At 44.8% G+C, this 13,677-nt stretch carries 14 protein-coding genes and 1 riboswitch; of the genes, 7 read left to right on the top strand and 7 right to left on the bottom strand.

Going from position 1 to position 13,677, the window contains the following annotated elements; genetic code table 11:
• Positions 1 to 30: 30 nt before the first annotated feature.
• Positions 31 to 1,938, bottom strand: a complete 1,908-nt coding sequence (locus tag LEPTO7376_RS14680; protein ID WP_015134952.1) for a hypothetical protein — start codon at positions 1,936 to 1,938, stop codon at positions 31 to 33.
• Positions 1,939 to 2,058: 120 nt separating this feature from the next.
• A complete protein-coding gene (locus tag LEPTO7376_RS14675; protein WP_015134951.1) occupies positions 2,059 to 3,711 on the bottom strand; it encodes an ABC transporter permease in 1,653 nt (550 codons plus the stop codon).
• A gap of 75 nt (positions 3,712 to 3,786) precedes the next feature.
• Here LEPTO7376_RS14675 and psbX point away from each other — a divergent pair, with 75 nt between their 5' ends.
• The 4 genes from psbX (at position 3,787) to LEPTO7376_RS24875 (ending at position 5,978) form a co-directional block, all read left to right on the top strand.
• Positions 3,787 to 3,903, top strand: coding sequence for a photosystem II reaction center X protein (psbX, locus tag LEPTO7376_RS14670; RefSeq protein WP_015134950.1), 117 nt, complete (start codon positions 3,787 to 3,789; stop codon positions 3,901 to 3,903).
• A gap of 137 nt (positions 3,904 to 4,040) precedes the next feature.
• Entirely contained in the window at positions 4,041 to 4,940 is a 900-nt protein-coding gene (locus tag LEPTO7376_RS14665) for a Ycf66 family protein (protein ID WP_015134949.1), read from the top strand.
• A 37-nt stretch (positions 4,941 to 4,977) separates the two neighbouring features.
• The gene (locus LEPTO7376_RS14660) at positions 4,978 to 5,508 is read left to right on the top strand and encodes a TolB family protein (protein WP_015134948.1); all 531 of its coding nucleotides are present in this window, start codon (positions 4,978 to 4,980) and stop codon (positions 5,506 to 5,508) included.
• A gap of 144 nt (positions 5,509 to 5,652) precedes the next feature.
• A riboswitch (Glutamine riboswitch) is annotated at positions 5,653 to 5,728 on the top strand.
• 37 nt (positions 5,729 to 5,765) lie between these two features.
• Positions 5,766 to 5,978: a hypothetical protein gene (locus tag LEPTO7376_RS24875; RefSeq protein WP_015134947.1), complete on the top strand. Its 213-nt coding sequence runs from the start codon at positions 5,766 to 5,768 to the stop codon at positions 5,976 to 5,978.
• A 53-nt stretch (positions 5,979 to 6,031) separates the two neighbouring features.
• Here LEPTO7376_RS24875 and LEPTO7376_RS14655 read toward each other — a convergent pair whose 3' ends face one another.
• Complete coding sequence (locus tag LEPTO7376_RS14655; protein WP_015134946.1) at positions 6,032 to 6,451, bottom strand: hypothetical protein; 420 nt, start codon at positions 6,449 to 6,451, stop codon at positions 6,032 to 6,034.
• A gap of 24 nt (positions 6,452 to 6,475) precedes the next feature.
• Positions 6,476 to 7,057 carry a hypothetical protein gene (locus tag LEPTO7376_RS14650; protein ID WP_015134945.1) on the bottom strand — a complete coding sequence of 194 codons (582 nt, stop codon included), beginning with the start codon at positions 7,055 to 7,057 and terminating at the stop codon, positions 6,476 to 6,478.
• A gap of 284 nt (positions 7,058 to 7,341) precedes the next feature.
• On the opposite strand from LEPTO7376_RS14650, the gene LEPTO7376_RS14645 reads away from it, so the two are divergent.
• A complete protein-coding gene (locus LEPTO7376_RS14645) occupies positions 7,342 to 7,593 on the top strand; it encodes a helix-turn-helix domain-containing protein (protein WP_216700246.1) in 252 nt (83 codons plus the stop codon).
• Between the two features lie 208 nt (positions 7,594 to 7,801).
• A complete protein-coding gene (locus LEPTO7376_RS14640; protein ID WP_015134944.1) occupies positions 7,802 to 9,025 on the top strand; it encodes a DNA double-strand break repair nuclease NurA in 1,224 nt (407 codons plus the stop codon).
• Positions 9,026 to 9,110: 85 nt separating this feature from the next.
• On the opposite strand, the gene ndk is transcribed toward LEPTO7376_RS14640, so the two are convergent.
• From ndk to LEPTO7376_RS14625, 3 genes are all read right to left on the bottom strand, one after another.
• A complete protein-coding gene (gene ndk, locus LEPTO7376_RS14635; protein WP_015134943.1) occupies positions 9,111 to 9,560 on the bottom strand; it encodes a nucleoside-diphosphate kinase in 450 nt (149 codons plus the stop codon).
• A gap of 99 nt (positions 9,561 to 9,659) precedes the next feature.
• Positions 9,660 to 10,259: a PspA/IM30 family protein gene (locus LEPTO7376_RS14630; RefSeq protein ID WP_015134942.1), complete on the bottom strand. Its 600-nt coding sequence runs from the start codon at positions 10,257 to 10,259 to the stop codon at positions 9,660 to 9,662.
• 58 nt (positions 10,260 to 10,317) lie between these two features.
• Positions 10,318 to 11,517, bottom strand: a complete 1,200-nt coding sequence (locus LEPTO7376_RS14625) for a hypothetical protein (protein ID WP_015134941.1) — start codon at positions 11,515 to 11,517, stop codon at positions 10,318 to 10,320.
• 338 nt (positions 11,518 to 11,855) lie between these two features.
• On the opposite strand from LEPTO7376_RS14625, the gene LEPTO7376_RS14620 reads away from it, so the two are divergent.
• Positions 11,856 to 13,604, top strand: coding sequence for an EAL domain-containing protein (locus LEPTO7376_RS14620; protein ID WP_015134940.1), 1,749 nt, complete (start codon positions 11,856 to 11,858; stop codon positions 13,602 to 13,604).
• Positions 13,605 to 13,677: the final 73 nt, after the last annotated feature.

The following is a 13,677-nucleotide window of genomic DNA, read 5'->3' as shown; positions in this document are numbered from 1 at the left end:
TTAATCAACAACAGATTTTTTCAATACTCTCTAAGGTTTGTAATCAACTAGGAGAACACCATTAACGTCATAAACCTGTACAGGAACATTTGTGTTTTTGCTAATTACTTCAAGAGCCTGTTCAAGGGTTGCGATGTGATCTAGGATTCGAATTTTCGCGTCACTATTATTTGTCGCACTCGCTTGAACTGCAGTTTCCTGAACTTGATTGACGTAGGCGGCAGTCAGTCTCACATTGATACTGCGGGCATCGAGGGTAAAGGTACAGATATTCGGATCGCCAGCACAGGTACGGTTGAGATCATTCTCGGCTTGCTTGAGGCGTGTGTACAGCTGCAACTGCACTTGAGAGGTTTCGATCGCTTGGTTGAAACGGGCGATCGCCGGCTTTGCAAGGGAAGCCTGGTAGGTATCGTTGGGCACTTGCTCCATATAGCGAATCGCATTACGCCAGTGGAAAGTCGCCTCTTCCCAGTTCTCCGCTAGCTCGGCATCACGCGCCAACTGGGCAATGCGAATACCTTGGTTGTAAATATCGCGCGCAAAAGTTTCTTTGTCCTGCTGCTCTTTGATATCGCTCATCTGGGGCACATAGCTATCCATCAAAGCCTGAGCTTCATCGTAAGCAGTCGTCCCTTCTGCCACTGTTTCTAATTTTTGAACCGCCTTAGACCAAGACAAATAAGCTTCTTCCCAGCTATCAAGGGACTGAGCAACCCCTTGTTGTACTTGGGCAATTTTGGCATTTTCTTTTGCCTGCTCGAGAACCTCAACGGCTTGTTCTTCTTGAGCTAAGCGTTGGTTAATTGCATTAAGGTTACGCTCGTAAACATCAATTTTACTTTGGGCAAAAGGATGGAAAAAGTCTTGAGGAGGAACTTCGCTGAGTCCGGCGATCGCCCCTTGCCATTGGGTCGCAATTTCAGACCACTTCTCCGCTGCGAACGGTGGGTTTTGACTCATCTGAGCAGCTTCAGAAGCTTTAAAGAGAGAATTGACGACCTGATCAAGACTTGCTGAGAGGTCACGATAATCCTTTAGTCTGCCTTGGGCCTCGGTGTAGCGTGGCGACCAAAATGGAATAGATTCTAATTTTTGTACCGACTCCTCTAGTTGACCTTGAGCCGTGAGAATTTGTTGACCGGAAGGATTACTTTGGAAGGTACTAATTGCTTGGTCACTGAGTTTTTCTGCACGATCCATCGTGGTGCAATTATCGATAACACAGGGGCGACTCAATACATAGAAGGCAGTACCAGAGAAGACTAAGGCTAGACCCGCAGCAAAGGCTAATGTCGCTTTCCCTAGGCGGCGATCGCCCACTTCCTCTTCATAATCATCATCGTCATCATCAAAACCTTCCTCGACTGAAGTAAAGCCTTCAAAACCAATATCTTCTTCATCGTCGTCATAGGCTTCATCTTCGTAATCTTCATCCGTGGTGGCAGCGGTAGCCATTTCAAGACCTTCGTCTGTCGCTGTTTCTTCAAGACTCTCGCCGTCTTCGAGCTCAGAAGCTAGTGCTGCGGGAGCTTCAAATTCTTCAAAATCATCATCGACTTCATCTGATTGCTCAGTTTCAGTTTCTTCAGCCGTAGCTGTTTCAGCAACTGGCTCCTCAGTATCGGTAGGCGTCTGGCTCTGCTCTGTGAGTGTATGGAATGCGTAGGGTTGATTGCTTCCCTCAACACGCAAATACATCAACACTTGATGCTCTTGTAGGACATCGGCTTCCAATAAAAATTGCCGAATCGCTCTAAACACTTTGCGAGGGTAAGGGAAAGCTGGCGCACCGTGCTGCACCAGAACAATCAAAATGCCTTCTTTAAAGACACAGCGCACTTGCATCGGCTGAGTCAACGAGGGCTCAGCATGGAGTCGATTTTGCAGATCCTGCTCAAGGGTATGAAGATTTAGGGAAGAAGCAGCATCGGGCATGACACAGAAAGCCTATGGACTCGAAAGTTTACCTGTAAGTAAAGCTTAAAAAAATAAGATTGTCAAAATCCATCTTACTTAGGCAATGCCCACTTTTAAACGACAATATTTAATGATGATTTAAGTTGCTAATTTTCTTCGGAGTAAGGTGCTAAATTGATCGACAAATTGAGTCAATAACAAAAAACAAACCAAAGTGAACAACACACCTGCATAGTCAAAGCTACTCAATTGCTCCGTGAGCAGTCGTCCTAATCCACCAGCTCCCACCAGCCCAACAATTACCGTTTCCCGTAAGCAAACTTCCCATCGATAAAAGGTATAGGCAATAAAATTCGGCAGGGTTAATGGCACAACGCCATAAAGAAAGACAGAGCTTGAAGGACTACCCAGTTGACTGAGGGCCTCAATCGGTTCACGCTCCAGATTTTCGATTACTTCGGTCATTAATCGTCCCAATACACCGAGGTTATGGAGACCCAAGGCGATCGCCCCCGGTAAAATCCCTGGAAAAAAGACAAATAAGACCACCAAGGCCCAAATTGGTGCCGGAATGCCACGGCAAATTAACAGAATTAATCGACTGAAATACTGAGAACTAATAGCGACAGGCGATCGTCTGGATTGCTGATTCCGAAAAATTTCCGCGACACAAAAGGCCAAGATAAATCCCCCAACACCTGCCAAGGCGATCGCCAAGATCGACATTTCGAGGGTTTGGATACTAAGCCAAAATAAATTTTTGAGTGTTTCTTGATCAACTGTAAATTGAGCCAGTTGAGCTGTGATGTCTTGAATGAAAATGCTTGTTTGTTGCGACCAAAGCCGTGACCAATCTGGGCGAATAAACCAGAAGCCCCAACTGACTAAAGCTGCTGCTCCGCACATTGTGCCGAATAGCCAAGTGCGTTTTTGGACATTAACGCGATACTGTTTTGTATTCAAATCCAATCGACTGGTGCAACCCAGTTTCCGGCGTAGGAAACCACTGCTCCAATCCACCAATGCGTTCAACATAATCAGCGCGTAGAAAAGCGTCCATAGTTGCTCATAGCGGACTGATTGCAAACTGAGAAAGATTTCATAGCCCAACCCTCCAGCCCCAATAATGCCGAGCACTGCCGCCGCTCGCAGGGAACATTCAAATCGATAGAATCCATAGGACAAAAGATTGAATAGCGCCTGTGGGAATAGGCCATAGAGTAATGCCTGAGACGGATGAACACCCGCTAACCGTAAAGCATCGAAACCTTGGCGAGGCGTTTCATCGAGAATCTCAGCAAAGACCTTTGCGACAATGGCACCGAACGGCAGGGCGATCGCCCCCAAAGCGACAAGAGAATCTAATCCCCAAACATTGATCAGAATCAGTCCCCAAACCACTTCATGGATTGCACGGGGAATCGCCAACACCGATCTGATACTTTGCCAAATAATTAAAGACTGCTGCGGAAAGAGTGATTGCCAAACAATCTTTGCACTGAGAAGACCGCCGATAAACCCAAAACTCAAACTGAGAAATGTGCCACAGAGCGCATAAGCAAATGTTGTCAGTGTGGCTGTCGCGACGGTGTTTAAAAAATCGGCACTTAAATCTGGCTGAACACTTGCTTGCAAAAATCTCCAGAGCAGAGCAAAACCATTTCCATTGATCAGCCCATCACCTTGCCAGAAAATATGCCAAAAACTTAAGGCGATCGCCGCCCCAAAAACGTAATATCCCCAAGTCTGCCAAGAAAGTCTTTGCGCACCTGAAACAGAGATTCTAAACATCAATGACGAGATAGGGCGAAGAATATGGCAAAATTATCAACAACAAATTATTAAATACCATTAGGAAACGTTAACATGACTCCCTCTTTAGCAAATTTCTTCTACAGTCTCCTTGCTGGCACTTTAATTGTGGTTATCCCCGCAACAGCATTTCTCGTCTTCGTCAGTCAGCAAGACAAAATCCAACGTTAATATTTGGCTCAAAGCACAAAAAAATTTGATGGGTGGATAACGGTTATCGCTGTCCACCTATTTTGCTGTTGAGATCGCTTAAAATCTTAGAACCGAAGTCGTTAATATAGAAAACAGCGCCAAGGGAGAGGAAACACATGGTTAATTTCGGGCTAAATTCCGCCAGCATTTTGGGAATTGTACTTGCAGCAGCAGGTGCATCTCTGTACTTTTTACGCTCGGTACGCCCTGAACTTTCCCGCGACCACGATATCTTTTTTGCAGCAGTGGGTTTGCTCTGCGGTTTTATTCTGCTCTTCCAAGGATGGCGCCTTGACCCAATTTTGCAATTTGGACAATTTTTATTGTCGGGTTCTGCTGTTTTTTTTGCCATCGAATCCATTCGTCTACGCGGCCTCGCTACAGAACAAGCCCGCCGTAATACACCCATTGTTGATGACGATCGCCCAGTGAGTCGTGTGTATCGCGCTGAGCTGGATCAACTTGAACCTTTCCAAACGGAAGATCGCTATGAACGTCGCTTAAGAGGCTATGAGGAACCGCGTCCGAGCCGTAGCCGTGGCTATGAGGAAGAAACTCCCAAACCGCGCAGTAATCGTAATACTCCCCGTAATCGCCCACCTGCTGACTATGGCGATCGCCCCTCCCGTTCTCCTAATCGTCGTCCTAGTCGTTCTCCCAACCGTCGCCCTTCCCGTAATGATGATTATGGTTACCAAAGCCAAGGCGGCGTGACTGACGTTTGGTCTGAAGATGCTTGGGGTGAAGGCGATCGCCAAACTGAAGCGCCCCCAAGTCGTCCCCGCCGTCCTCGCCCCGATGATGAAGCACCTCCAAGTCGTCGCCCCCGTCGTCCTCGCCCTGATCGCTACGATAGTGCTGCCAACGAAGATGTTGCAACAGTGGATTATCAACCGATAAATGGCGTGAGTTTTGAAGACGATGAGTCGCAAGATTGGGATGATCAAGCGCCTCCTTCAAATGAAGAAAATGATGGCGATCGCCCCGATGAAAATCCCGTTAATTTCGATTATTAGACCCTCTCCGATCCAAACTCTCCAATGATTGCGTGCTGTGTATAGGCGAATTCCGTTTCAGCTATGGCTGACTATTTTGATTCTCAGCCTCGGAGGTTGTTCCTTCGGGAATACCCCTTCAGCACCAGTTACCCTAAATAGTAAATATCATGATGAACAGCCCGCCCTTAGTGGCGATGGGCGTTGGCTTGCCTTCATTTCTAATCGCCATGGCACCAGCGAAGTTTTATTTTATGATTTAACCCAAAAACGCTTTGTCAGCCTGCCTAATCTCAACCAAAAAGGTGCTATTCACGAAAGCCCCAGCCTCAGTCGCACCGGGCGTTATATTGTGTATCTTTCCAGTCCCCAAGGTAAACCCGATATCATCTTGTATGACCGCGCAACTAAACGCTCAGATATTTTGACCCAAGGCTATCGTCACTGGGTTCGTAATCCCCAAATTAGCCCCGATGGTCGTTATGTGGTCTTTGAATCCGCCCGGCGGGGACAATGGGATATTGAAGTTATGGATCGTGGTGTTGCAATCGAACTAGACATTCCCGATGGTGAAGTGATTACCCCATAACATTAGAAAAACTTTTTTGAATGATTTAATAAGCCTATATCTTAGATGTAGCAAGCATTACGGTGTTTTTTTGCTGTGTGATACTAAGCCATTTCTCGGTTGACAGCCCAAAATAACGGAGTATTATGAAACATATCTTAATAAAACGTTCATCTTTCGACCGCCGCTGATAGAGACAGCCGAAAGACGGAAGTAGGGGATATTCCCGAAGGAACGCACATATTGCTTTTGAAAGCTCTCAGGGCTTTTATTTAAATATGAATCCTTCCCTTATCAGTCTTAGTATTGCTGCCTGCGCAATGTGTTGGTGCTTCAATACTAAGGAAGAAATTGTGAAAGTTGCAATGGCTTCTGTCGCTGTATTTGCCGGGTTCCTGGCGCTATGTTATGTGCCTTGGATAATTAAACTCACTATTGTTGCAGTGCCATTAATCCTAGACCGAATAAACCATTGGTCTTCGGATCTCTAGTTCAATCATCCAATAATCCGTAGGCGATTAAGGCGATTAAATTGTTGCAAGCTTTATTCGATTAATTGTCGTTTTCGTGAGCTCTGGGTCAGCTGAATAAGCGTCCAGAGGGCGAATAGGTTGGGAAAAATAAACATGATGCAGGATTGCATGATACCAGTGGGATTATCGATCAGACCTGAGACCAAGCCTGAATACAAATCTAGTGCATCCATCACTAACCGAATCAGCAACACTGTCAAAATTGAATGGAATGTGCGGAAGATCCAAATGCCGAGCACCATACCGACAGCGATCGCCACATATCGGGCAGCAGAATTCAGCATGATAAAAGTACTCGGCTCACCAATATCCACTTGGAAAGCCGCCATCATACCGGTTCCATCAATCAAATTCCATGCGCTAAAAATTACACTCCAGGCGGTTAGATAGGCTGGGGCAATGTACCACCACCACTTCAGTTTGAGTTTCATCGCTAATTTCTCCGAGGTTCTTCTTTAGGCTCGTTGCAAGGGGATTTGAAGTTGGTGAGGGCGGCGCTCTGGTTCATCAAAGGGTGTGCCATCAACGTGTTTGGCACCCATGAATAGCAAGCCATGCTTGAAATACAGCAGATCGTAATCTGTGACGATTTGACCTTCGACGATATTAAATAAGGGAAATTCTTTTTGGAGAATGTCGTTCTTTTGATCGGCAACAAAAGGCTCAATTGTGCCGGGTCGACCGTGATTAAGCATATCCGCAGCCCGTGGATGCAGTGGCGTTACAGCAAAGCCCTTCGACAGAATATAGCCAATATTCCAAGCGCCCTCAGCAATGGGATGGCGATCGCCCCACTCTAAGCTGCCCTGAAATTCAAAAGCCATAAGAGGAAATTCACCATAATTATCGGCATACATCGTGATCATGCCTGTAAATGTTCCCTCATCGTGATAGGTGAATTCCCTCGTGAGATATGTCGGCGAAACTGTTCCGGCACCTGTTCGATCTTCTGTGGGGCGCAATTCTGTCGTCAAACTTTTCCATGTGCCAATAACGTATTTTTTGACTTCTTCTAAGCTTTGAGGTTGAGCAGTCATAAAGGGATGTCCTGAGATTTATCTTCAACGAGAAATCATAACCAAAGAATCTTTTTGTGTTGTTTAGTGACGATGAATCTACGCTATTTCTCTAGATTTAGAAGATCAACTAGTCATCTTTTTGTGATCATCCTTTCTAAAAAGAAAAAATGTGATTTCATAGGGTTTTGAGGCACTAATTACAAAATATTGATTGTGCATGAGCACCAACTCTCCCCACCCAGAACAGGCTTGCCCAGTGACCTATTGTCTAACACATTATTGGCGGAAAATAGAAGCCTATTTTGCTTTTTCTAATTAGCCATGACATAAGGCGGTTTGGGCAATTGAAGCGAAAGATCCAGGGGATTAGCAAGCAAATACTGACTAAACAGTTACGAGAATTAGAGGAAGATCAAATCATTCATCGAGAAGTTTTTGAAGAATTACCTTTACGCGTTGAATACACGCTTACCTCTCATGGAAAAACATTATTGCCTGTGATTCAGTCGATGAGTGATTGGGGTGAAACTCAGTTAAATAAACGAGCAAATTAACAGTAAAGAATGATTATTATCATATTTCGATAAGCTCTTTTTAGATATAGATATTGGCAAAGAAACAGCTAGCTAAAAACTCACTTTTTTAGCTGAATAAAATATTCAATATGCTGTGATTTTAAAAATTGGCGATCGCCACATCATTCCGAACCAGTTAAAAGCTTTAAAATAAATACCAGCATTGCTTTGGGCGCGACACAAACCTATGTTGGATTTGACGAAATTGGCTGGACAACTCCCCGATATGGGTTCCCATCTCCAGCAGCAGGCCAGTGATGGTCGGGAACGAGTGGAGCGAGGTTTGGCTTTATTAGCAACTGCTCAAAAAACTTTTCCAGAGCTACAGCAAAAATATCAGGACTGGGGCGATCGCCTCATTTTTAATTGCGCAGTGCCCTTAGAACCTCTCGATACAAGGGTAATGATTTCTGTGCCGCCCAAAGCTCACACGGTTTTTGCCACAGATGGCTCACAAATTGCTCCATCCCACCACGAAATTGCCTACTGCTATCTGATTAATGTGGGTCGGATTATGCTGCATTACGGCCAAAGTTTGCATCCATTGCTCGACAATATTCCTGAGGTTTTTTATCGCTCCGAAGATTTATATATTTCTCGCAAATGGGGCATCCGCACCGAGGAATGGATGGGCTATTGCCGCACTGCTTCGGAAGCCCAAATGTTGGCGGAGATGGCTTGTAAATGGGTTTTGCCGCCCGGTTCCCATGAGAAAATTCCTAATGTAGCGATGGTTGATGGGTCGTTGGTGTATTGGTTTCTCGAAAATATTCCCCTTGAAGCTCGCGAACGAATTTTGATTCCTGTTTTAGAAGCTTGGCGATCGCTCCGAGAAACGAAAATCCCCCTCATTGGCTATATCAGCTCAACCCGCAGTATTGATGCAATTCACTATTTGCGCTTGGCTGCTTGTCCCCACGAAACACCTGATTGTTCAACCCATTGTCTCGATAAAAATACAGGCGATCGCCGCCCAGAATTTTTAGAGTCATTACCCTGCCAAATCATTGAACCGATGCGAGACAGAACGCTTTGGGAAAACACCTTGCAACCGGGAGAGCGGGGCAGTATTTGGCAGAGCACATCGCGCATTTTGCAGATGTATCCGCCGGAAGATCAAGTTTGTTTCTGTTATGTCCACGTTGGTGCGGAAGTGGCTCGCGTTGAATTCCCTCGATGGCTCGCCGAAGACCCCGAAAAATTAGACCAAACTCTCGGTATTTTATTGGGACAGGTTCATAAAGGTTATGGATATCCTGTGGCGATCGCCGAAGCTCATAATCAAGCTGTCATTCGTGGGGGCGATCGGGCAAGATTTTTCTCACTGCTCGAACAACAAATGGTGAAAGCTGGTTTGAAAAACGTTGGTGTTTCCTACAAAGAAACTCGCAAACGCGGTTCTGTTGCTTAAAGCCAATAAAAATCCCTGCCATAAAACTACAGCAGAGAATATCAAAAATATTTTGTTCAAAAATACTGAATTGAGTCTCTAAACTTTATTCGTACAACCAAGATTGAGTGGAAGGCTCCCAGCTAGCAAGCTCATCTTCGTTGAACCAAAGCGCAATTTCACTTGCTGCAGTGTCAGCGCCGTCGGAACCGTGAATCAAGTTACGGCCGATATCCATACCGAAATCGCCACGGATTGTGCCGGGTGCTGCCTCAATAGGATTTGTTGCACCGATGAGTGTACGAGCGGAAGAAATGACATTCTTGCCTTCCCAAACCATTGCCACAACGGGGGAAGACGTGATGAAATCAACAAGACTACCGAAGAAAGGTCTTTCCTTGTGCACACCATAGTGCTCTTCTGCCAGCTCCTTGGATACAGACACAAGCTTAAGGCCAACGAGCTTAAAACCCTTTGCTTCGAAACGAGAAATAACATTACCAGCCAAGCCGCGCTGAACACCGTCAGGCTTAACCATTACAAAAGTACGTTCCACAATAATCTCCTTATGACTGATACTGAAGCCACCAGTCAGAGTATCACAAGTCTTAACATTCTTTGTTGCTGTACCTAAATCGCCGATGTTTCGGGGAATTTACTCGGTTAATCTGGCGCGTTTTTCTAGGGCGAGGAATTTGGCTTCGAGAGAATCACTAAGTTGATTTTCGGCTTCGAGAGACCACATTGATGCTTCGATATTGGCGATCGCCGGTTCTAATGTGCCCTCTTGAATTTCAGCTTTTAACTTATGCAATTGCTGTTGGGCAACAGCAGACCGGATACGGGCAATGTACATATCCTTCTGCATTTTGATCTGATTTATTTTCGTCTCCAGATCCCGCAAATTTTCTCGAATGCCTTCAATAAAAGTTTGTTGCTCCTGCCCCTGTTGGTTGAGGTTATCCGCTACTTTTTTATAGCTATGGCTACGGGCGATCGCCTCCTTACTCAGCAGCTCATCTCCATAGGTCAAAGCCATCTGAGCACGATTTTGCCAACGTTGCACTGCAATCATTGCTTGTTGTCGCTGACGATCAACCCGTTTAGAACTTGCGACAGCCTGCGCTACAGAACGCCGCATTTGAATTAACTTTTTCTCCATGTCCCAGAGGGTCTGCTCAAGGATAATTTCCGGATTCTCTTCGTCTTGAAACAGCTTATTGATGCCTTGCCGAAATTTTCCGAAGAGACCCATGCTTCGAATCCTCTAACCCTCTGAATCTTCAATCTAACGTATTTTTTCAGACGTTAATTTAGGGCGCGGGTGTTAATTGATGGTGATAAATTTCTGCGGCAATTTGATTCCCCTTAAATTTCTGAACAAGGGACTCTGCTGTATCCGCCGTAGACACCTCTGCCAACTGTACGACACGGCCTGTTGGGAAAGTGCGAACAAATGCATCAGATACTTCACCTTGTGCTCTGGTGAGGGCTTCGGCCGATGTATTGCGGAAAATAACGTAGTAATAACCCACTTTTAGACCATCAGGTGTAACTAATGTCTGGCCGTTAGTTGGTTGTGCTGTCAGTGTTTGGGGAGTGGTAGGAAAGGGATTGACGGGCTGGGGACGGAGGGAAGGAGGTAACAATGCAGAAGCTAAGTTCTCACGACCTGTTGGCGGCACAAGGGTTTCTGGAACCGCACCAGGATTGGGCACAACACTGGGCGTTTGGGGAGCCACACTTTCTGAAGCTGTGGGAGCTGCCTCCGTAGGGGCGATCGCCACCTCTTCATCCGGGTCAACCACACTTAAATTATCGAGACTGAGATCTTGAAACTCTTCAGATGCCAAATTAACTGTAGTCGGTGCTGATGTGGAAACAATCTCTTCTGCACCAACCTCAGCCGCACCACTCGCATCAAGCTCTGTGGCATCCTGAGAAGCAGAAGGATTAAACACATTAGGGAATAAAATCGCAGTTAGCAAACCAATCACTCCGACAATACCAACACCCACGAGAGCCACTTTGATGGGTGTCCATTTTATTGTCTTTGCTTTGTCTTCTTTAGTTTCAGACTCATCTTCTCTTTCTAATGTTTTGAGGAGTTCTTCTGAAGAATCAAGATAATCCTGGGGGAGAACATCGCGATTCTCTAAATTTAAAAGTTCTTTATCAGTCGTATCTCCACCACCTTGTTTCAACGCTTCAAGGACTTGGGCAACCTCAGGAGAATGATTGGCTGGGTTTTCAGGAGTAGGTAACGCAACATCTTCAAAGCTTTGAGATGATGTTGATGGTGAATCAGCGACAACATCCACAACTTTTGACTGTTTCGTTGCATCATCTTCAACCACCGGGGCAGCAGGCTGAGGCAAATGCTCTGGACGTTGACCTGCGGCGATCGCCTGACGACGATACCTTCTGAGCTCAGACTCCAAATCCAACTCCAAATTACCGAGAGCAGATTCTAAAGTGGGGTTAACAGAAATTGCTGAAACAGTCTGGCTCATCCGGGGGCTCCTCTTTAACTTTTAATTCACTAAGTTATCTTTACTTTTTAACTCATTACCCAGTTACTGACTCAGTTTTAATTGCAAAAGACCATACAATATCAACATAAATCAAGCATTGAATGAAGATTTTTCAAGGATAACATCGAAGATATAGCCATGTTTTGGCCGAAGCGAAACACTTCAATGATTGTTAATATACGTATTATTTCTCCTGTTTCAGCTCTTCTCTCATTTCTCTAATACATTTCTCGTAGAGAACGATGACAAGGCACTGTAACACTGTCGCAAGAAAGAATTTCCCCTCTCTTCCCTCTCGATGCTGTAACGCTTAGATAATGACGAACATCTTATTAATTGAAGATACGGAAATTCTACGTATGTGTACTGCAAGAATTCTCCAAAAGGAGCAATTTGCCGTCACCACAGCAGAAGATGGCCAAGAGGGAGTGGCGATCGCCTTAAAAACAACACCAGATCTAATCCTTTGTGATGTCAGAATGCCACGCATGGATGGCTATCAAGTCCTAGAGCAGCTTAAACAAAACCCCGAAACGAGAGCCATTCCCTTCATTTTTCTCTCCGCAAAAGATGCCCGCCAGGATGTTCGGCGTGGAATGTATCTTGGCGCGGATGATTACCTCACTAAACCCTTTAGCCGCAGTGAACTCCTAGAAGCAATCCAATCACAACTAAAAAAACGAGCCGCTATTCAGTCTCACTATAAAGACTATCTCATCCGCCTAGAAGATGCCTCTGCTCTCAAGCAACAGCAAGATGGCGTCACAGGCCTCAACAATATCTATTATCTACAAAATCAATTTAACTTTTTTGTTAATCGGTTCGATAACCAACAAATTCGCAATCCACGACATTCATTTCATTTACCCTTCTGCCTGATCCAACTCGAGCGAAATCAAACAGCAAAACAGATTCTCAGCTTCGAACAATATAATCAGCTTCTCAGTAATGTTGCTGAGAGAATTCAAACAATCCTCGGTAAAAGTGGTGAATTAGCTCTGATCAATGATAACGAGTTTGGCTTACTCTACGACCCCATAGAACAGCAGCAACATGCCAGTTACTTTGCAGAAGAAATTAGTACTTCTTTTGCTGAGCCCTACATCATTGGAACCCAGGAAGTGTTTCTTGATGCTCGCCTTAGCATTAGTTTCTATCCCCGCTCAGGTCATGGACTAGATGAACTTATTCAAGCCGCGAGATCAACATTAAACAACACGGCAAAATTCAACACACAAAAATATTTCTTTGCAGAAGGCGAAAATCATAGCAATAGCCAAAAGCAAGCTTTTATTGAGACAGAATTACATTACGCCCTTGCCCGCAATGAATTAGAAGTTTTTTATCAACCCCAGATCGATCTAGATACAGGTAAAGTCTCTGGCTTTGAAGCGCTATTACGTTGGACACATCCAGAATTAGGGACTATTTCCCCAGTAGACTTTATTCCGATTGCCGAAGAGACCGGTTTAATCCAATCAATTGGATATTGGAGTTTACGCACTGCCACGAGTGAAGTACGTCATTGGCAAAGAAAATATAAAGCGGAGCTCCGTCTTGCGATTAACCTTTCGGGCTATCAGCTTAATCACAAATATATTTGCCAAGATATTTTGAAAATTTTGGCTGAAGAAGATTTTGACCCAGAATATCTGGATATTGAAATTACAGAATCGATTTTGATTGAAGATTTTCAAGAAATCAGTGAAAGGTTAAAACAATTACAACGGGTTGGCGTGCGAATCGCCATTGATGATTTTGGTACAGGATATTCTTCGTTTAACTACACTCGACTGTTCTCTTGGGACATTCTTAAAATTGACCGCTGCTTTGTAAATAATCTTCATAAAAGCAAGGTTAATGCGGCGATCACCAAAGGCCTAATTGAAATGTCCCATGCCCTAGGTTTCCTTGTTATCGCCGAAGGTGTCGAAAACAGCTCAGAATTAGCTGTCCTCAACGACTATGGCTGCGATATTGTCCAAGGATATTTTCTCGGTCGTCCTGTTTCCGCCAAGGTGCTGGAAAAAAATATTTTCCAAAGTTTTGACACAGTCAGCTACTGAAAGTAAGTAGTTTTTTGGTGAAAATAGTCTACTCTCGTTCGAGATTTTTAAGATTTCATTCGGATTTCTCTAC

Source organism: [Leptolyngbya] sp. PCC 7376 (assembly GCF_000316605.1).
In the GTDB taxonomy this organism is placed as follows: domain Bacteria; phylum Cyanobacteriota; class Cyanobacteriia; order Cyanobacteriales; family MRBY01; genus MRBY01.
The sequence above is the reverse complement of the archived record's forward strand: the minus strand, read 5'-3'. Positions and strand labels throughout refer to the sequence as shown.